Origin of the sequence: Yersinia sp. 2540 StPb PI (assembly GCF_052217165.1) — a bacterium.
Taxonomy (GTDB): Bacteria; Pseudomonadota; Gammaproteobacteria; order Enterobacterales; family Enterobacteriaceae; genus Yersinia; species Yersinia enterocolitica_E.
This window is the reverse complement of the sequence record NZ_JAZGQC010000001.1, coordinates 693109-711637: the sequence shown is the minus strand read 5'-3', so window position 1 is coordinate 711637 and position 18529 is coordinate 693109. Positions and strand designations below refer to the sequence as shown.

The following is an 18529-nucleotide window of genomic DNA, read 5'->3' as shown; positions in this document are numbered from 1 at the left end:
CAAAGCGAGTAATAATATGAATAAGCTTAATAAATTAATTTTGCTAAGTGCGTTATTGAGTTGCAGCCAATATGCATTGGCACTGGCGACGTGCACCACTAAAATCACACCAGCGCGTACCTTTGTTGCCGCTCTGTCACCCGCCAGTATTACCGTAGGGCCTGACATGCCGAATGGAACGGTAGTGTATCGGCTTGATTTCAGAGATCCGGGTACCGCGACTGATGCATTTACCTGCGGCGCGGGGTCTTTTAACGCACCTCAAACTCTTGAGTATACCAGTACACCCACTCTAGCTAGTTGGAGTGGTTCTCCTTTCCCTAATCGTGTTTATCAGACCCAGGTTCCCGGTATTGGGGTTGTTGTATCGAGCGACTTGAGCAATCAGGCGCTACCTACGGTCGCCTATACCACAACCTATTCCGGAACGTCATTCTTCAATTTTAATGTAAGAATCAATGCGGTACTTTCACTGATTAAAATTGGCCCTGTTTCTCCCGGCACGATTAACGGTGCTAATTTACCGCGCGTAAGATTAAATCTTTCGACGGATCCGACGCTCACCAATAGTGCACCAATACCGATTTATAACCTCAGCTTTAGTGGCAGCTTAAATATTGTGTCTCAAACCTGCACCACACCCGATGTGAATGTTGCGATGGGGTCTTTTGAGGTGAGTAAATATTTTACCGGGATTGGATCGACAACACCGTGGAAAGACGCATCTATTAACCTGACAAATTGTCCTGTTTTCCATGGGTATTTTAATAATAGCTCCTACAACATTGTGGAGGGAACAGGTAGCACGACGGTGGGTCAGCCTATCAATAATACCTTAAATGTTAAATTGACCCCGGCAACAGCAATATTGAATTCCAGTAATGGTATTTTTGCTGTCGACAGTTCTAATGCTTCGGCTGCAAAAGGCGTCGGAATACAATTGGGTTATGGCGCGACAAGTTCACCGTCTCTTTTAGATTTTTCCAAAAACATCACAGTATCTCTCACCAACAGTCAACAATCAGTGAAGATACCGTTATCTGCGCGATATTATCAAACGGCATCGACAGTCTCGCCAGGAAGAGCCGATGGGAAAGTGGTATTTTTGATTAACTATTATTAATAACTTACGTTAAATGATGTTATTAGCCTCGCCATGGGGAAATGAATTTTCCATGGCGTAAGGTAAAAGTTACTGTTGATAAATCACCTTGAACTTAATACACATGTGGTTTGAGGCTGTTGAGCATTACTGTTATTTTTTATTGTTCTAAAGGGTAATTATTTTCACGATTAACCACTATTAAACCAGGATGGATAAAGAGACCAGGGACGGTCTCAACGCATACTCTTTGATCCACACCAGATATTTGATTTGCGTTTAACTGTTTGTTTATTCGATTAATCGTTAGATAATCTAAATGTAAAAGGTGATTTATGAGAGATGTTATTATATACAGTGGTAGTGATTTAATTCGGTTTGCTTTAAGACAAATCATCGAACCAATTATTATTAGCCGTCAGGGTATGATCAGTGACACTATTAAAGTGTGTACCACTTTAACTGAATTTGAATCTCTAATTATAAATTCTTTTAATCCCGTAGTGATTTTTGATATCGATAATATATCTATGTTTGATCAATTTCGATTTTTTAAATTGATTGACCAGACGATAAAGAAGAAAAGTCTTATCCTTTACTCTAAAGAAAGTGGCTTGTCAGACGATTATTTCTTTTCAAAAAAAACAGATATTGTCTACCTATGCAAAACAACATCCGTCCCAGAGATAGAGACTGTCCTTTGCGGTTGTCTATATTGTACTGATTATTTATTAAGTGATTCATCTACGATTTATTCGCGAGCAAAACCGAAATCATTAAAGCTCACAAAGCGAGAGAAACAGATCTTACCGTGTTTACTGATTGGCATGTCGAGTGAAAAAATTTCAATACTTTTTGATGTCAGTAAGTCCGCGATAAGTGCACATAAAATGAATATATTCAAAAAATACCAAGTAACTAGCCTGACCGCTCTCTATTATAAGTTAAAAAGATTTACTGTCTAATAAGTAAATCACCTTGTGGTGATTAAAAATAATACATAACTTAGTTTTGCATTATGTATATTACCAACTTGTCAATTAATAATAGACATGACAAAGTTAATATTATGGATAATGCAGTAAATTTATAGGTTAACTAAATTACAAAATCCATTACATGCTGTGATTTTTATTCAAAAAAGTCTCTCTGATTCGCTATCGTACAGATTTTTATATAAATTTTAATATAATTATATCGCCAGTGGAAATTTTTCGCTCTTTGACCTATATTGAAATTGTAACGTTTTATAAATTGATGTTGACTATCCTCTAAATAATGGAAGGTGTTCAATGATATCAAAATTAATCGTGACAATTTTTATTCTACTCACTACAGATATAGTGCAAGCGAGCGGCCAAATTAGTTTTTCTGGAGTGATAGTAGAACCTACATATCGAACGGGTGATTTTGTAAAACCACAAGCAGGCATTTATCCTAAAAGATCATTATTAAATGCAGCGTGGAACGTAAAAAGTAAATTATTTAACGTGAATATTAATTATCTTAATAAAGAAAAAACTTTCGCGATTACTCAAGTAACCTATAAATAATTATTTAAACAACAAAGTAAAATGCCCACCTTTATTACTCATCATTAAGGTGGGCATTTTATCCGTCATGCATGTATTTTATCCGTGGCAATTTTCTATATATCAGCCATGTTATCGTCTATTTATTATTCATACTGAATTCGGCACAAATACTGAGGGAAATTTGTGCTAGAGGGAGGAAATAACAGAAACCTATATTCTTCGCTGCCAAAATGTAGCGTTAGTATACTGGTTTCTGAATAGAATCAGTGGTTGCTAAATTAGTGGTCTGCCAAGGCTGAGTTCAGATTTCATCTCAGATAATAACCACAGAGAAAAATCCCGCATCGCGGCAGTTTCTGTGCGCGATTGTAGCCGGGTTAACCAGTACCCGCCCAGGCTAATCGTGGTGCTAAAGGGCTGGATAATGCGTTCTCTGAGTAACAGATGCGTAAACATGGACGGTGGAGCCAGCGCAATGCCTATCTCTGCCTGCGCCGCTTCCAGCATGCTCACCGACGAATCGAACACTATTATTTGCTGCGAAGGTGAAGGGACACATCCTCCAGCCGCACTAAACCATGCCGACCACTCATCGCGACGATAGGAACGAAGCAGCGTAAATTTTTGCAGGTCATCAGGATGGTGTAAACATCCCGCTAACGAGGGAGCACACAGAGGAGCAAGTGGCGCATCGCATAAAAATTGCGACTCAGTATCATGCCAGGCACCATTGCCATAGCGAATAGCATAATCCAGCCCTTCAGCCACCACATCAACACGGTTGTTATGCGTTGAAAGTGAAACATCCACATGTGGATAACGTTGTTGAAAATCCCTCAGGCGCGGCAGGAGATAGCCGGTTGCAAAGGTCCCAACCACACCTACTCTGACTTTCTCACGCATTACCCCAGCGGAAAAACGGTCTAGCGTGTCAGCGATACGATCAAAGGAATCATTAAGGATCGGTAGGAGATTCTCACCTTCGGTTGTTAACACTAATCCGCGTGAAATACGAATAAACAGACGGCAATTGAGGCGTTGTTCCAGCGCTTTGACCTGCTGGCTTATTGCTGCATGGGTAACGTTTAATTCGATAGCAGCCTTAGTAAAACTTAACTGTCTGGCTGCGGCTTCGAAGGCGCGAAGTGAATTTAGGGGAATATAACTGCGTACCATAGGATTATCTGTTAGATTTTCTATTATCAAACACTAAATATAATCGATTGTTATCCATAGTCAATCATCGCAAAATCAGCGACGCAGAAGGAGACACACTGCTTGTTGTTTATCAATCTAAGGAAGATTTTCTAATGTTGAAAAAGTCTGTAATCAATACCTTGGTCTTTACCGCTATCGCAACTTCGCCATTTTATACCTCGGCACAAACCATACTTACGGAGCAACAGGTTGCGACTATCGTCAATAACACCCTTAAGCCGTTGATCGAACAACAGAATATTCCCGGCATGGCCGTCGCTGTATTTTATGACGGAAAGCCACAGTTTTTTAACTATGGCGTAGCGGATATAAAAGCAGATATCCCAGTCACTGAGAATACGTTGTTTGAACTCGGTTCAGTAAGTAAGACCTTTACCGGAATAGCCGGGGAATATGCCATGCAAACCGGCATTATGAACCTTAATGATCCAGTGACGGAATACGCTCCTGAACTAACGGGTAGTCAGTGGCAAGATGTGAAAATGCTGCATCTGGCAACCTACACTGCGGGGGGGCTACCTCTTCAACTGCCCGATTCGGTTACAGACCAAAAATCATTATGGCAATATTATCAGCAATGGCAGCCACAATGGGCACCTGGAGTGATGCGCAATTACTCCAATGCCAGTATTGGTTTATTCGGGGCGTTGGCGGTGAAAAAAAGCCAATTAACCTTCGAAAACTACATGAAAAAGTATGTATTCCAGCCCTTAAAACTGACACATACTTTTATCACCGTCCCTGAATCGATGCAGTCAAGCTATGCATGGGGATATAAGGATGGTCAGCCAGTACGCGTTACATTGGGCATGCTGGGTGAGGAAGCTTATGGGGTAAAAACCACCACGAAAGATATGGTGAGATATATGCAGGCCAATATGGACCCAGACAGCCTACCTGCCGAAAACGATAAGTTAAAGAAAGCCATCATCGCGGCTCAGTCTCGCTATTTCCAGGCGGGGGAGATGTTCCAGGGGTTGGGATGGGAAATGTATAACTGGCCTATCAACCCACAGGAGGTCATCGCCGACAGTGGCAATGATATCGCGTTGAAACCGCGTAAAGTTGAGGAATTGCTGCCAGCACACCCAGCAACACGGGCATCCTGGGTGCATAAGACCGGTGCTACCAATGGCTTTGGGGCTTATATTGTCTTCATCCCAGAGGAAAATATTGGCATAGTGATGTTAGCTAACAAGAATTACCCTAATCCTGTTCGTGTGCAAGCTGCCTATAATATTCTTCAGGCATTGCGTTGATAGTCATACCGCGCTAACTCAATGATAGATCGGATAAAATAGAACTGACCATAGATTTCACTATGGTCAGTTTAGTGTTATTACCTTATTTCTTCTCAATCATCGGGCTGTATTCTATCGGCACCCAAGTGTAGCCAACTTTATTTGCCCGGACATGGCCCAAACCAGGGAACGGAAGATGAGCGCCCGCCACCCACAGTTTGTCTTTAGCGGCGGTGGCAAAGATAGCTTTGCGCGTGACCACAGCCTGTTTGCTATCCGTATCAAATTCTAAAGAGACATTCGGGCGCGCAAATTGGATGGAATGACTGTGTACAATATCGCCCCACACCAGCAAGTTGTCGCCTTTTGAGGTGAAAAGATATGAAGTGTGCCCCGGGGTATGGCCCGGCGTTGGCACCACTTTGACGCCTGGTAATAAGGTGTCACCAGCAGTGTAAATTTTTAATTTATTGTTTGCCGCATAAGGGGCAACCGATTCCATTGATTTTTCAAACATTGGGCGCAGTTCTGGCGTAGCTTTACTGGCGACGTCTTTATTCAGCCAGAAATCGGCATCCCCTTTTGACACATACACCGTAGCATTAGGGAATGCGGCTTTACCCTGATTGTTAATACCACAGGCATGATCGGGATGTAGATGGGTCAGCAATACAGTATCAATTTGCTCAGGCTGATAACCCGCAGCACGAATATTATCGACCACAGCACCCAGTGTCGGCCCGAAACATTGTGCGGTGCCGGCATCAACTAAGACTAGGTTGGTACCGGTATTGATCAAGAAGGCATTTACCGCAGTCTGTACCCCGTTGGTGCTATCAAGAAACATGCTGGACAGCAGCGTCTGAATATCTTTCTCATTGATATCCTTCAGCAGATTGGTACCCAGCTTTACATAACCGTCATAGATGGCTGTGACTTCAAAATCACCTAATGCCATACGATAGTAGCCGGGAACCTGCGTCTGTTGCTGCGTGGGTGCGGCAGCCATACTGATCGTCGGGAAGCCAAGAGGCAGAGCGCAGGCTCCAACAACCATCAGAGCCAGTAATGCTTTACACCGTGGTAACTGTTTCAGTAAAAGCGCCTTCATAAATCTCTCCAGAAGTGAATAACGATTCTTATCATGATGTTATTAATGATACTCATGATAGATAACGCAGAATAATGAGTACCTTAATCAAGGTACTTTCTAAATGTTTTATTGTCTTTTAAAAGATTCGGCCGAGGGAGGATTTAGGCGTTAATCTGTGCCGGGGTAGACCTTTCCGAGTTTTGTTCGGGAATATAGGGGGGAAACAATAAAAAACACCCCCATTGGGCGTAATGCCAATCAGTTAAGGATCACTTGAAGTGATCCTTATTACACCAACTTCCTAACCATAAACCCTAACTACAAACAATTAATATTGTCTTTAATACTGCAATCAGCGTTCTAGCCACGTCAAATTAGCATGGTGGAAAATAAATCCAACTTATTGATATAAAGCTAAGAAACAAATTTTAATGTCATTAAAAGCGAGTCTATTCGAATTTTAGCGTCACTGAACAGACTTTATTGTTTCCGCATAACCGCCAATGCCTGCGCACAGGCCCAGGCAGAGCTCCAGGCCCATTGGAAGTTATAGCCACCCAACCAGCCAGTGACATCAACAACCTCGCCAATAAAGTACATTCCAGGCACTTTATGGGCCTCCATTGTCTTAGAGGAGAGCTCTTGGGTGTCAACACCACCAAGAGTGACCTCAGCAGTACGGTAACCCTCGGTGCCATTGGGCTGCACTCGCCATTGTTGAAGATTGACGACTAACGCGGCCTGCTGCGGCGCGTTTAATTGCTTCAGGGTAACGTCTGGCAGTTGCTCCAAGGTCTGAAGGCACTCCACCAGCCGCTTAGGTAACCGTTGAGCCAGAGTATTTTTTAGTGTCTGATTAGGGTGGTTTTTTCGCTCACTGTTTAGAAAATCGTCTAAATCAGTATCAGGAAGTAAGTTAATGCTCACATACTCACCAGCCTGCCAATAACTTGAAAGTTGTAAAATTGCTGGGCCAGAAAGCCCACGGTGAGTAAACAAAATACTCTCACGGAAGCTAACGCCATTTTCGGCGGTGACCACCGCAGGCACGGAAACCCCAGATAATGTTTGCAGGTGCTCCAGCAGCGGTTTGTGCAAGGTGAACGGGACTAACGCCGCACGGGTAGGGAGGACTTTCAAGCCAAACTGTTCTGCCAGCTTATAGCCGAACGGTGAAGCACCAAGTCCGGGCATAGAGAGTCCGCCAGAGGCGACGACAAGTGAGTTAGTACTCACTTCCAAATCATTAATTTGTAATACGAAACCGGTGTCGCTTTTTTCAATCGACAAAACATCGCTACGCAACCGAATCGTGACTTGCCCCAGCTCACACTCTTTCAGTAATAGTTCAACCACCTGCTGAGCAGAGTCATCACAGAACAACTGCCCTAGCGCTTTCTCATGCCAGGCAATGCCATAGCGATTCATCAGATCGATGAAATCCCATTGGGTATAACGTGCCAAGGCAGATTTACAGAAGTGAGGATTCTGTGACAGATACGCGGCAGGCTCTGCAAAGAGATTGGTAAAATTACAGCGGCCACCACCAGACATCAGTATCTTGCGCCCAGCCTTTTTGCCGTTATCGACCAACAACACCCGACATCCGGCTTGTCCGGCCTGAGCGGCACAAAATAGCCCCGCAGCACCTGCACCTATCACTACCACATCAAACTGTTCCACACTGGGCCTCACTGAGTAAAATCATCATCGCTGCAAAATTGCCCGCTTTTGGCTGATTATTATATTATTTAGCGCATTCAACCGACAAATTGGCGGCGGGAGATTGTAAGTCGCTCGCAGGAATATCGCCATAGTAAGAAAATGTCTCATACGGTAAAACTAAGTAACTTGCTGATATAACATGCATATGTTGTTCAATAAGACGAATTCGTCTGCGGTCATGTCAAAAAAAGGTCATATTTTCCTTTTCCCCACCCCCCATTGTCACTGATAATGCGCCGCGTTCATGTCCACAAACTGGCGTAACGCTTATGCTACATCTTTTCGCTGGCCTGGATTTCCATACCGGCCTAATGTTAGTTCTTGCTTTGTTGTTCGTGCTGTTTTACGAAGCCATCAATGGTTTTCATGATACAGCCAATGCGGTCGCGACCGTAATCTATACCCGTGCCATGCGTTCACAGGTTGCTGTTGTGATGGCAGGGGTGTTTAACTTCCTCGGCGTGATGCTGGGCGGTTTGAGCGTGGCTTATGCTATCGTTCACTTATTGCCTACTGATCTGCTGTTAAACGTCAGTTCGGCGCATGGGTTGGCTATGGTCTTCTCTATGCTACTGGCGGCGATTATCTGGAATTTGGGCACTTGGTATTTCGGTATCCCGGCTTCCAGCTCTCATACGCTAATTGGTGCAATCATCGGTATTGGTTTAACCAATGCATTAATGACCAGTACATCTGTTGTAGATGCACTGAACGTTCCTAAGATGATTCAAATCTTCCTGTCATTAATCTTATCCCCGATTGTGGGTCTGGTTATTGCCGGTTTGATGGTGTTCCTGCTACGTCGTTACTGGAACGGGTCCAAGAAACAGCAACGTATTCACCTGACACCTGCTGAACGTGAAAAGAAAGACGGTAAACGTAAACCGCCCTTCTGGACCCGTACTGCGCTGATTCTATCGGCTATCGGTGTGAGTTTCTCTCATGGCGCTAACGATGGTCAGAAAGGGATTGGCTTGATCATGCTGGTATTAATCGGCGTGGCTCCGGCTGGGTTCGTCGTGAATATGAATGCAACCGGTTATGATATTGCCCGCACCCGCGATGCAGTGACCCATCTGCAACAATATTATCAGCAACATGTTGAGGTGTTACCTCATGCTGTCGCGCTGAAACCGCTGGTACCTGCACCAGAAACATTGCCGAATACACCGGCACAGTTCCATTGTGATAGCTCACGCGCCATGATTGCCATTGATCATGCTCAAACGTTGCTGGCTAATCTGCAAAGCTATGACGACCTGACGGTTGATCAACGCAGCCATATGCGTCGCTTGCTGATGTGTGTTGCCGAAACCGCAGGGACTGTTGCCAAGCTGCCTGAAACCAGTGCTGAAGACCGCCGTTTCCTCAATAATCTGCGTACAGATTTGTTGGAAACTGTGGAATATGCACCGACCTGGATCATCGTTGCCGTCGCTCTGGCCCTCTCTTTGGGTACCATGATTGGCTGGAAACGTGTGGCAGTCACCATCGGTGAGAAAATTGGTAAGAAAGGCATGACTTACGCGCAAGGGGTTTCTGCCCAGATGACTGCGGCGGTTTCCATCGGTATTGCGAGTTATACCGGTATGCCAGTATCGACAACGCAAGTACTCTCTTCAGCAGTTGCCGGGACCATGTTGGTTGATGGCGGTGGTGTTCAGAGTAAAACGGTGAAGAACATTATGTTGGCGTGGGTATTAACCTTACCAATATCTATTCTTCTTTCCGGTGGGTTGTACTGGGTGGCTCTAAGATTCATTTAAACCCAGCGAAACGTATTACTATCATAGTGCGCCTCAACCTGGCACGGTGATAAGACCGGGCAGTAAGCATATTGAACGGTTATGGTAAATAAAAAAGGCGGCCTTATCAGGTCGCCTTTTTAAATGCTTCTCTGCCAATAATTCATACTAATACCACAACATTAAACCCACCAGACTGACCACTACCAATCCACATAATGCACTGGTCAGTATAAATTGCCCACGTAGCCTCTCACAGCGGCGAATAAACTCAGGATCGTGGTGATCAAGATAACGTTGGGCGAAGATGTAACCCACTAATCTAATTTGTTTGCTCGGCTGACCGTGGGAGGTAAAAAAGCCACCACCATCAACATATTGATACAGCAACGGGTCGCAGCCACGTAATACCACTAACAAAGCACGCAGAGATGAATAATAACGTGCCATATTAATCACACATACCACACATAAAGCCCAAAAAAGCGCGACGGTACTGATCATAATTATCCTCCCAGCGATATCTCACACATTGGGTCAATCACCTGAACCTCTGTGCCATCGCTCACTCTAGCCGATACAAACACCCCCAGGGCCTCAAAAAACACCCCCTATCGTCCGCTTTCTGACTATGCTCGATACGTTGTTCGTTCGACACAGTATCCGAACGTGTAGGACTCCCTTTATCAGTGTAGGAAATGAAATGGAAAATAGCCTGATAATCTCTAAATTAAGCCTATTTAGGCATTTGTTAAGTATCGATTAGCATTAACTTATATCGAATATCTGCCACTGATAAATGCTCAGAATCCATACAAATTAAGCTTAAATATTAATCTTTCTTAACTGAATTAGATAAATTTGGCCGCTGTTTTTTGTAAATTATATTTGCATCACAAATATGAAATTCCGTTAATCATGATGATTTATCAGCGCTATACTTAAGATAATGATCTGCTTTAAATTCAAGTATTCTCACCGTGCGCCAAGGCAATTAACCGACGAATCTCATCACTTATTGGTGCAATTTGGTGCAAAATGACATACGAATGCTTTAGTGATCATCATCAAAACAGTGCGTTGTGATCCGTGAAACACTTCAGTTAGGGGTCATAATGATAGTATGCAGATACCGTGTTAGCACCCGTTCAACAGGTTGAATGTTTGCTTACCCATTAATTAACATTATGGAAGGAGTTTACTTATGGCTTACAAACACATTCTGATTGCGGTTGACCTATCTCCAGAAAGTAAGGTATTGGTGGAAAAGGCGGTCTCCATGGCCAGACCGTACAATGCCAAAGTTTCCCTGATCCATGTTGATGTTAACTACTCAGACCTCTATACCGGTCTGATCGACGTTAATCTTGGCGATATGCAAAAACGTATCTCTGAAGAAACCCATAATGCATTAACTGAGCTTTCGCAAAATGCGGGCTACCCAATTGAGCAAACCCTCAGCGGTAGCGGCGATTTGGGCCAGGTACTGGTTGATGCCATTAAGAAATATGATATGGACTTGGTATTATGCGGCCATCATCAGGATTTCTGGAGCAAATTGATGTCTTCAGCACGCCAACTGATCAATACCGTACATGTCGATATGCTTATCGTGCCACTGCGCGATGACGACGCCGAAGACGAATAAGTTTCGCGAGAGTCATCCTGTTTAGCTTTAACGCCCGCCTTTTGCGGGCGTTTTTAATCAACAACCCCCGCCAAGCCCCGATAGCCACTCATTGATAACCCTGCTAAGTTTTTGTCAAAATCCCTTGCTGTATGAATATAAACCAGTGATATAGTCGAAGATGCACAACATCGTCTCCTCACTATTTGGATAATAATAATAGTTCGCAAAAAGGTGTAGGGAGAGTCTTAATTGGTACAAGGAATTATTAGTGATGAATGGTTTAACCTCTCTGGAGTCGTTTTTAGAATCTTTACAACAACGTGATGCCAACCAACCAGAATATCTCCAAGCAGTACGTGAAGTCTTCACGTCACTTTGGCCCTTTCTGGAGCAAAACCCACATTACCGTGAACAAAGCCTACTGGAGCGCTTAGTCGAGCCAGAACGTGTTATTCAATTCCGCGTTGCCTGGACTGATGACCAAGGTAAAGTTCAGGTTAACCGCGCCTGGCGTGTTCAGTTTAACTCGGCGATTGGTCCTTATAAGGGCGGGATGCGTTTCCACCCATCAGTAAACTTATCGATTCTGAAGTTCCTTGGTTTTGAACAGACCTTTAAAAATGCCCTGACAACCCTGCCTATGGGGGGCGGCAAAGGCGGTTCTGATTTTAATCCTAAAGGAAAAAGTCAGGCTGAAGTGATGCGTTTTTGCCAGGCACTGATGATGGAACTGTATCGTCATCTCGGCCCGGATACCGATGTTCCGGCGGGTGATATTGGTGTTGGTGGCCGTGAAGTGGCGTTTATGTCTGGCATGATGAAAAAACTGTCGAATAACACCGCTTGTGTCTTCACCGGCAAAGGTCTCTCCTTCGGCGGTAGTCTGATTCGCCCGGAAGCCACCGGTTATGGCTTGGTCTATTTCACCGACGCCATGTTAAAACGTCACGGCTTAGGTTTTGAAGGTCGAAAAGTCTCGGTTTCCGGTGCCGGAAACGTCGCACAATACACTATTGAAAAAGCCATGGCGCTGGGTGCCAAAGTGATTACCGCTTCTGACTCAGGTGGTACGGTGGTTGATGAAACAGGCTTTACCCCAGAAAAACTGGCTCATCTGGCTGAGATTAAGAACAATCGTTATGGTCGTATTGAAGATTATGCCCGTGAACGTAATCTGGTCTATTTAGCCGATCAGCAGCCATGGAGTGTACCGGTTGATATCGCGCTGCCATGTGCGACGCAGAACGAACTGGACCTGCCAGCGGCACGTCAACTGATTGCCAACGGGGTTAAAGCCGTTGCCGAAGGCGCTAATATGCCTACGACTATTCAGGCAACTGATGCTTTCCTTGATGCAGGGGTGCTGTTTGCACCGGGTAAAGCCGCCAATGCCGGTGGTGTTGCCACATCAGGTCTGGAAATGGCGCAGAACGCGGCCCGCCTGAGCTGGAAGGCTGAGAAAGTTGATGTCCGTTTGCATCACATCATGCTCGATATTCATCAATCTTGTGTTGAATACGGTGGCGAAGGCAAGCAAACCCACTATGTACACGGCGCGAATATTGCGGCCTTTGTTAAAGTGGCAGACGCAATGCTGGCCCAAGGTGTGTTGTAAGTAAGACGCTATTCCCATATTCTTTGAGGTAATAATACCCGAAGAATATGGGAACTTTATCCTCATAGATTTAAAAATCATATATCCCGCAGAGTAATATATAAAATCCTTAGTTCTTTTTAAGAACGTGCTTATTTTAAATATTATCGATGTCAGTAACATGCTTCCGGTGCATGAGTCGATAGCAAAGTAAATCATTTAAATTATGAGGAATAATAATGCTCAGGGAACAGACTAAAAATAACGTCAGAGCTGTAGATATTAATAATAGTATTGACATTAATAAATCAAAGGCGATTAATCTATTAGCGATAACCAGCAGAAACAAATGGCAAAATAAAGATAAGAATGGAGTAAGTATTATCACTTATTCATTTAGCCAACAAATACCAATAGGTTACCATTATTATAAATCAGTTGAGGGTGCTCCGGCCGATCCCCTTAATGAAGCCCAAATTCACCAGGTAAGAACGGCTATGCTCGCCATTGCTGATGTGGCGAATATTAAATTTAGTGAGGCTAAAGATGATGTTATAGCTAACATCCCCATTGCCAATGTGTCACTTGAGGGGGCAATTGGCGGTTATGCCTATTCCCCAAATTCTAGTAGCCTCAGTCCAATATTTATTAATGCGAAGATAGACGAGAATCTAGCCCCCACACCATCAAACTATGGTGGTCGGGTGTTTATGCATGAACTCGGCCATGCACTCGGCTTGGAACATACACATGACACTGTAGGCTTAACACAACAAACCAGCGTAATGAGCTATTTATCTGAGTTCAACTCAGGAGCAATCTACGGGGGTAACTTTGCATCAACACCGCAACTCTATGATATTTTAGCACTTCAATACCTTTACGGTGCCAATAGCCGTAGCCGAACCGGTGATACGACTTATGGTTTCAATTCCAATAGTAATAGGGATTACTTTACTGCAACCCACGCTAGCGACAAGTTGATATTCTGCGTGTGGGATGCCGGTGGTACCGATACGTTTGATTTCTCAGGTTATCATCAAGACCAAAGAATCACGCTGACTAAGCGTGGCTTCTCTGATATTGGCGGCTTGAGAGGCAATGTCTCAATTGCAGATAAAGTCGTGATTGAAAATGCCATCGGCGGTAGCGGTGATGATGAAATCAACGGTAACCGATCAAATAACACCCTGAAAGGAGGGGGTGGTGATGACAAATTAAGGGGCCGGGTGGGAAATGATAGGCTATTCGGGGGCCGTGGCAATGACCGGCTATCCGGTGGTAAGGGTGATGACTTCTTATCCGGCGGCGCGGGTAATGACCGGCTCAGCGGTGGCAATGGCAATGACCGGCTATTCGGCGGGCGCGGCGCTGACCGGATGAAAGGGGGAGAGGGGTGTGATATTTTCCAATACCGTAATAGCAGAGATTCCACCAAGAAATATACCGATACCATCATCGACTTTACATCTGGTGAAGATAAAATTGATTTATCATTCATTATGGCTGGCCATAATAATAATATTGTTATGGTCAATCAATTCAGCGCGAATGGTCAAACAGAATTAATGCAGAAATATGATGATGTCGCTAATATTACCTATCTGATGATTGATTTCGATCCAAAAATAAGCAAAGTCGATATGATGATAAGATTTATCGGCAAACATCAATTCACTCACAATGATTTTATTGTCAGCCCACAGCTTATTTCATAACGCTTTATACCCTAAATAATTCGAGTTGCAGGAAGGCGGCAATTGAGTGACAACTTGGTTGTAAACCATGTTGAACAGCGCTTGCGCTGGCCCGTCGGGTGAGCCTCATTAGAGGCTCATAATCCCCAAGCAATATACCCAAAGTCATTGGCGTTACCGCCACAGGGCCAACTGACACTGTAATAGCATCAAGGAAGTGGCATATAGAGGTCAAAACGATGACTTTTAGTGGTTACAGCCGCTGACGCAGCTATTCCTGCCAACGGTTCGGCATAATCTGGCCGCTTCACCACCACCCGTTTGGTAGCTAACGCGCGGGCCGGCGCCAATAAACCATCGGCATCTTCATCCGCACCCACCAGCGATTGGAACACCCGCATCTCCTTTTTAACCAGCGCACTTTTCTGCCGGTGCGGGTACATCGGATCGAGATAAACCACTTCTGGCCGGGGTTCAATATCTGCCAGTGCTATCAGGCTGGAGGCGTGCAACAGCGTCAACCGTTCGCGCAGCCACGGACCAATCTCAGCATCCTGATAACCGCGACACAAACCATCATCAAGCAATGCTGCCACCACTGGATTGCGCTCCAGCATTTGCACCTGGCAACCCAGCGCCGCCAAAACAAACGCATCCCGCCCTAAGCCTGCGGTAGCATCGACCACGCGGGGAAGATAACCCTTTTTGACACCGACGGCTTTAGCTACCGCTTCCCCTCGCCCACCACCGAACTTGCGGCGGTGCGCCAACGTACCGGAGACAAAATCGACATAAATGCCACCGAGCTTCGGCTCATCCCTCTTGCGCAATTCAAGGCGCTCAGGTGTCAACACCAGCGCCATAATGGCCTGCTCGTCAGACACCAAACCCCAACGCTCAGCCAAAATAGACAAGGCGCCGGGGGCGGCGCCTGCTTCAGACAATAAACAGATACTGACTTGTGACACGTTCTAGCCCTTAATACCGTAATGGCGCAGCATAGCATCCAACTGCGGTTCACGGCCACGGAAGCGCTTGAACAGCGTCATCGGCTCTTCAGAGCCACCGCGGGACAGAATATTATCGAGGAAGGACTGCCCGGTGGCAGCATTGAAAATCCCCTCTTCTTCGAAACGCGAGAATGCATCTGCCGAGAGCACTTCTGCCCACAAATAGCTGTAGTAACCCGCTGCATAGCCACCGGCAAAGATATGGCTAAAAGCATGTGGGAAGCGGCCCCATGTCGGTGACGGTACCACTGCCACCTGCTTTTTCACTTCATACAGGATCGGCAGGATCTGTGCACCGGTCAGTGGATCGAACTCATAATGCATGCGGAAATCGAACAGGCCGAACTCTAATTGACGCAGAATAAATAGCGCCGCCTGATAGTTTTTGGCCGCCAGCAGTTTATCCAACATCTCTTGCGGTAATGGCTCGTGCGTCTGGTAATGGCCGGAAATAAACGCTAGCGCCTGTGGCTCCCAGCACCAGTTTTCCATAAATTGGCTCGGCAATTCGACCGCATCCCAAGGGACACCATTGATGCCCGAGACGCCGGCAGTATCAATTTTGGTCAGCATGTGATGCAGGCCATGGCCGAACTCATGGAACAAGGTGGTGACTTCGTTATGGGTGAACAGCGCCGGTTTACCGCCGACTGGCCCGTTAAAGTTACAGGTCAGATAAGCCACCGGTTTTTGTAATTGACCGTTCGCCAGACGCAGGCTACCGACACAATCATCCATCCAGGCACCGCCACGTTTGTGCTCACGGGCATACAAGTCAAGATAGAAGCTGCCGCGCAGTTCACCGCTGGCATCAAAGAGTTCGAAGAAACGCACATCTGGATGCCAGGTATCCACATCTCGGCGCTCTTTGGCGCTAATACCGTAAATACGTTTAACGACTTCGAATAACCCTTCCACCACCCGCTGTTCCGGGAAGTAAGGTCGCAATTGCTCGTCACTGATGGAGAACAGATGCTGCTTCTGCTTCTCTGAATAATAGGTGATATCCCAGGCAGCCAACTCATTGACGCCGTAGTGTTTTTCAGCAAAAGCACGTAATTGTGCCAGCTCTTCTTCAGCCTGCGGACGGGCGCGTTTCGCCAAATCGTTCAGGAAACCAAGCACCTGTTGCGGGCTTTCTGCCATTTTGGTCGCCAGCGATTTATCGGCATAGCTGCCAAAACCTAACAGTTGTGCCAATTCATGGCGCAATGTCAGAATTTCCGCCATGATTTCACTGTTATCCCACTTACCGGCATTTGGCCCCTGATCAGAGGCACGGGTAGCAAAGGCGCGATACATCTCTTCGCGCAATTTAGCGTTATCAGCATAGGTCAGAACCGGCAGATAACTTGGCATATCCAGTGTCAGCAACCAACCATCCTGCTCTTTGGCTTCAGCCATAGCTTTAGCCGCAGCCAGGGCACTTTCTGGCAAGCCTTGCAATTGGTTAACATCAGTAATTAACTTGCTCCAGCCCATGGTGGCATCAAGCACGTTATTGCTGTAAGTGGAGCCTAGCTCAGACAAGCGGGCGACAATTTCGCCATAACGTTTCTGCTGATCGGGTTGCAAACCGATACCGGATAACTGGAAATCGCGCAGCGCATTCTCTACTGCTTTGCGCTGTGGGGCTGTCAATGCATCAAACCCCGGGCCTTCTTTCAGACTGACATAGGCCTGATACAAACCTTTATGTTGACCCACCCAAGTACCGTATTCCGACAGCAATGGCAGGCTTTGTTCATATGCAGTGCGCAGTTCCGGGCTATTTTTGACCGAATTTAAATGCCCGACCGGCGACCAGATACGCGATAAGCGATCGTCAGACTCAGCCAATGGCTGACACAGGTTATCCCAGGTGAAAGGTCCTGGCTGGGCAACTACCCGCTCCACCGCTTGACGACATTCATCCAGTGCGGATTTCACCGCAGGCACGATATCTTCGGGGCGAATCGCAGAAAATGGCGGCAGGGAGAACGGGGTCAACAGCGGATTTGTCATAGGGCAGTCCTGATTATAGTTTTGGATATCAATGATTCTTTTGAATATCAATGATCGTTTTCAATACCGCCGCGATGGTGAATACAACGACGACTTATAAATTATCTATGTATGATTAACATGAGGTCTATCAACATGAAAATCAATGGCTGGCGGCCTGACGACTATTGATTACCCACCGATTTTGGCAATCAAGCTCGCACTGCGGGTGTAGCAAAAACCTCAACCAGCTTAAATTGCTCAAAGACCAATAGCATCTCAGGGGAGAAATCACCCTCCCGCTCAAAGAAGGCCCGATGCCCGGTCTGCCAATAAGCCAAGCTTTTATCTCCCTCCCCCTCTTTGGCCGCCATTTCTGCGGTGACATCACAATAGCGGACCAGCGTTAAGCTCATGGTTCTAATGACGCAAACCGGTGTGCCTCGGCCATCGAGAATGACATTGTAATCACCAACACTGGGCGAAGCTTCTGATTTATAAGCACGATAGGAGCAACAAGTCGCTGTTTTAGCGCCGTTGATGACCAATTGCGCCAATTCATCTGCCATCTCAGAACTATCGCCAAAGGACCAGAGCAAAGCGTCTGGGTAGTGCTCAGCAATTATCTTGTTAGTCATTATTATATCCATTGAGGTCAGATCAGGTATTCATCACAGATTAATGCAATTCAGTTTTTATCCACCAGACAGTTTATACTAGTTGCCATAATGTGCTGGCTGCGGTTTCTCACCCGGGTGTTTGTCGCATCCACAGATAAAAAGCACTGCCACAATCTACAGCATATATTCTCGCTAAATCCTTGATTTAAATTAGAATATCAATTGGTTAAAATAAAATGTTAAGTTATCGCCATTATTTTGACATGGTGTTTTTGTGCTGTCGCGTGTTTTCACAAAAAACATTAAAATCAAATGGTTAACTAAAAAACTAACTGT

General features: G+C 45.4%; 15 protein-coding genes. 8 read left to right on the top strand and 7 right to left on the bottom strand.

What is annotated here, in order from left to right:
• Positions 1 to 16: 16 nt before the first annotated feature.
• The 3 genes from V1956_RS03130 (at position 17) to V1956_RS03120 (ending at position 2655) form a co-directional block, all read left to right on the top strand.
• Positions 17 to 1123 carry a fimbrial protein gene (locus V1956_RS03130; RefSeq protein WP_420072440.1) on the top strand — a complete coding sequence of 369 codons (1107 nt, stop codon included), beginning with the start codon at positions 17 to 19 and terminating at the stop codon, positions 1121 to 1123.
• A gap of 314 nt (positions 1124 to 1437) precedes the next feature.
• Positions 1438 to 2067, top strand: coding sequence for a LuxR C-terminal-related transcriptional regulator (locus V1956_RS03125; RefSeq protein ID WP_442824800.1), 630 nt, complete (start codon positions 1438 to 1440; stop codon positions 2065 to 2067).
• A 327-nt stretch (positions 2068 to 2394) separates the two neighbouring features.
• The gene (locus tag V1956_RS03120; RefSeq protein ID WP_442824799.1) at positions 2395 to 2655 is read left to right on the top strand and encodes a hypothetical protein; all 261 of its coding nucleotides are present in this window, start codon (positions 2395 to 2397) and stop codon (positions 2653 to 2655) included.
• A 255-nt stretch (positions 2656 to 2910) separates the two neighbouring features.
• On the opposite strand, the gene ampR is transcribed toward V1956_RS03120, so the two are convergent.
• Positions 2911 to 3813: a LysR family transcriptional regulator AmpR gene (ampR, locus tag V1956_RS03115; RefSeq protein WP_420072098.1), complete on the bottom strand. Its 903-nt coding sequence runs from the start codon at positions 3811 to 3813 to the stop codon at positions 2911 to 2913.
• A gap of 134 nt (positions 3814 to 3947) precedes the next feature.
• Here ampR and ampC point away from each other — a divergent pair, with 134 nt between their 5' ends.
• Positions 3948 to 5114, top strand: a complete 1167-nt coding sequence (gene ampC / locus V1956_RS03110) for a class C beta-lactamase (protein ID WP_372560280.1) — start codon at positions 3948 to 3950, stop codon at positions 5112 to 5114.
• 85 nt (positions 5115 to 5199) lie between these two features.
• On the opposite strand, the gene V1956_RS03105 is transcribed toward ampC, so the two are convergent.
• Positions 5200 to 6207: an MBL fold metallo-hydrolase gene (locus V1956_RS03105; protein ID WP_420072097.1), complete on the bottom strand. Its 1008-nt coding sequence runs from the start codon at positions 6205 to 6207 to the stop codon at positions 5200 to 5202.
• A 462-nt stretch (positions 6208 to 6669) separates the two neighbouring features.
• On the bottom strand, positions 6670 to 7872 hold the full coding sequence (locus tag V1956_RS03100; RefSeq protein WP_420075142.1) for an NAD(P)/FAD-dependent oxidoreductase: 1203 nt from the start codon (positions 7870 to 7872) through the stop codon (positions 6670 to 6672).
• Positions 7873 to 8183: 311 nt separating this feature from the next.
• On the opposite strand from V1956_RS03100, the gene pitA reads away from it, so the two are divergent.
• Positions 8184 to 9680 carry an inorganic phosphate transporter PitA gene (pitA, locus tag V1956_RS03095; protein WP_083161331.1) on the top strand — a complete coding sequence of 499 codons (1497 nt, stop codon included), beginning with the start codon at positions 8184 to 8186 and terminating at the stop codon, positions 9678 to 9680.
• 147 nt (positions 9681 to 9827) lie between these two features.
• Here the strand turns inward: pitA and uspB are convergent, their stop codons facing one another.
• The gene (gene uspB / locus V1956_RS03090) at positions 9828 to 10163 is read right to left on the bottom strand and encodes a universal stress protein UspB (protein ID WP_005187112.1); all 336 of its coding nucleotides are present in this window, start codon (positions 10161 to 10163) and stop codon (positions 9828 to 9830) included.
• Between the two features lie 700 nt (positions 10164 to 10863).
• Here uspB and uspA point away from each other — a divergent pair.
• The 3 genes from uspA (at position 10864) to V1956_RS03075 (ending at position 14601) form a co-directional block, all read left to right on the top strand.
• Positions 10864 to 11307, top strand: a complete 444-nt coding sequence (uspA, locus tag V1956_RS03085; RefSeq protein WP_083161333.1) for a universal stress protein UspA — start codon at positions 10864 to 10866, stop codon at positions 11305 to 11307.
• 253 nt (positions 11308 to 11560) lie between these two features.
• Complete coding sequence (gene gdhA, locus V1956_RS03080) at positions 11561 to 12904, top strand: NADP-specific glutamate dehydrogenase (protein ID WP_372560277.1); 1344 nt, start codon at positions 11561 to 11563, stop codon at positions 12902 to 12904.
• A gap of 476 nt (positions 12905 to 13380) precedes the next feature.
• Positions 13381 to 14601 carry a M10 family metallopeptidase C-terminal domain-containing protein gene (locus V1956_RS03075; RefSeq protein ID WP_442824798.1) on the top strand — a complete coding sequence of 407 codons (1221 nt, stop codon included), beginning with the start codon at positions 13381 to 13383 and terminating at the stop codon, positions 14599 to 14601.
• Positions 14602 to 14789: 188 nt separating this feature from the next.
• On the opposite strand, the gene rsmJ is transcribed toward V1956_RS03075, so the two are convergent.
• The 3 genes from rsmJ to V1956_RS03060 all read right to left on the bottom strand — a co-directional run bounded on the left by rsmJ (position 14790) and on the right by V1956_RS03060 (position 18211).
• Positions 14790 to 15548, bottom strand: coding sequence for a 16S rRNA (guanine(1516)-N(2))-methyltransferase RsmJ (gene rsmJ, locus V1956_RS03070; RefSeq protein WP_372560275.1), 759 nt, complete (start codon positions 15546 to 15548; stop codon positions 14790 to 14792).
• Positions 15549 to 15551: 3 nt separating this feature from the next.
• Positions 15552 to 17594, bottom strand: coding sequence for an oligopeptidase A (prlC, locus tag V1956_RS03065; RefSeq protein ID WP_372560274.1), 2043 nt, complete (start codon positions 17592 to 17594; stop codon positions 15552 to 15554).
• A gap of 191 nt (positions 17595 to 17785) precedes the next feature.
• Entirely contained in the window at positions 17786 to 18211 is a 426-nt protein-coding gene (locus tag V1956_RS03060; protein WP_372560273.1) for an ASCH domain-containing protein, read from the bottom strand.
• Positions 18212 to 18529: the final 318 nt, after the last annotated feature.

Excerpts from the sequence above, each read along its gene's own strand:
- V1956_RS03125 (WP_442824800.1), top strand. The coding sequence starts at position 1,438 with ATGAGAGATGTTATTATATACAGTGGTAGTGATTTAATTCGGTTTGCT.
- ampC (WP_372560280.1), top strand. The coding sequence starts at position 3,948 with ATGTTGAAAAAGTCTGTAATCAATACCTTGGTCTTTACCGCTATCGCA.
- V1956_RS03105 (WP_420072097.1), bottom strand. The coding sequence starts at position 6,207 with ATGAAGGCGCTTTTACTGAAACAGTTACCACGGTGTAAAGCATTACTG.
- prlC (WP_372560274.1), bottom strand. The coding sequence starts at position 17,594 with ATGACAAATCCGCTGTTGACCCCGTTCTCCCTGCCGCCATTTTCTGCG.
- V1956_RS03060 (WP_372560273.1), bottom strand. The coding sequence starts at position 18,211 with ATGACTAACAAGATAATTGCTGAGCACTACCCAGACGCTTTGCTCTGG.
- pitA (WP_083161331.1), top strand. The coding sequence starts at position 8,184 with ATGCTACATCTTTTCGCTGGCCTGGATTTCCATACCGGCCTAATGTTA.
- ampR (WP_420072098.1), bottom strand. The coding sequence starts at position 3,813 with ATGGTACGCAGTTATATTCCCCTAAATTCACTTCGCGCCTTCGAAGCC.
- V1956_RS03120 (WP_442824799.1), top strand. The coding sequence starts at position 2,395 with ATGATATCAAAATTAATCGTGACAATTTTTATTCTACTCACTACAGAT.
- gdhA (WP_372560277.1), top strand. The coding sequence starts at position 11,561 with ATGAATGGTTTAACCTCTCTGGAGTCGTTTTTAGAATCTTTACAACAA.
- uspB (WP_005187112.1), bottom strand. The coding sequence starts at position 10,163 with ATGATCAGTACCGTCGCGCTTTTTTGGGCTTTATGTGTGGTATGTGTG.
- uspA (WP_083161333.1), top strand. The coding sequence starts at position 10,864 with ATGGCTTACAAACACATTCTGATTGCGGTTGACCTATCTCCAGAAAGT.
- V1956_RS03130 (WP_420072440.1), top strand. The coding sequence starts at position 17 with ATGAATAAGCTTAATAAATTAATTTTGCTAAGTGCGTTATTGAGTTGC.
- V1956_RS03075 (WP_442824798.1), top strand. The coding sequence starts at position 13,381 with ATGCTCGCCATTGCTGATGTGGCGAATATTAAATTTAGTGAGGCTAAA.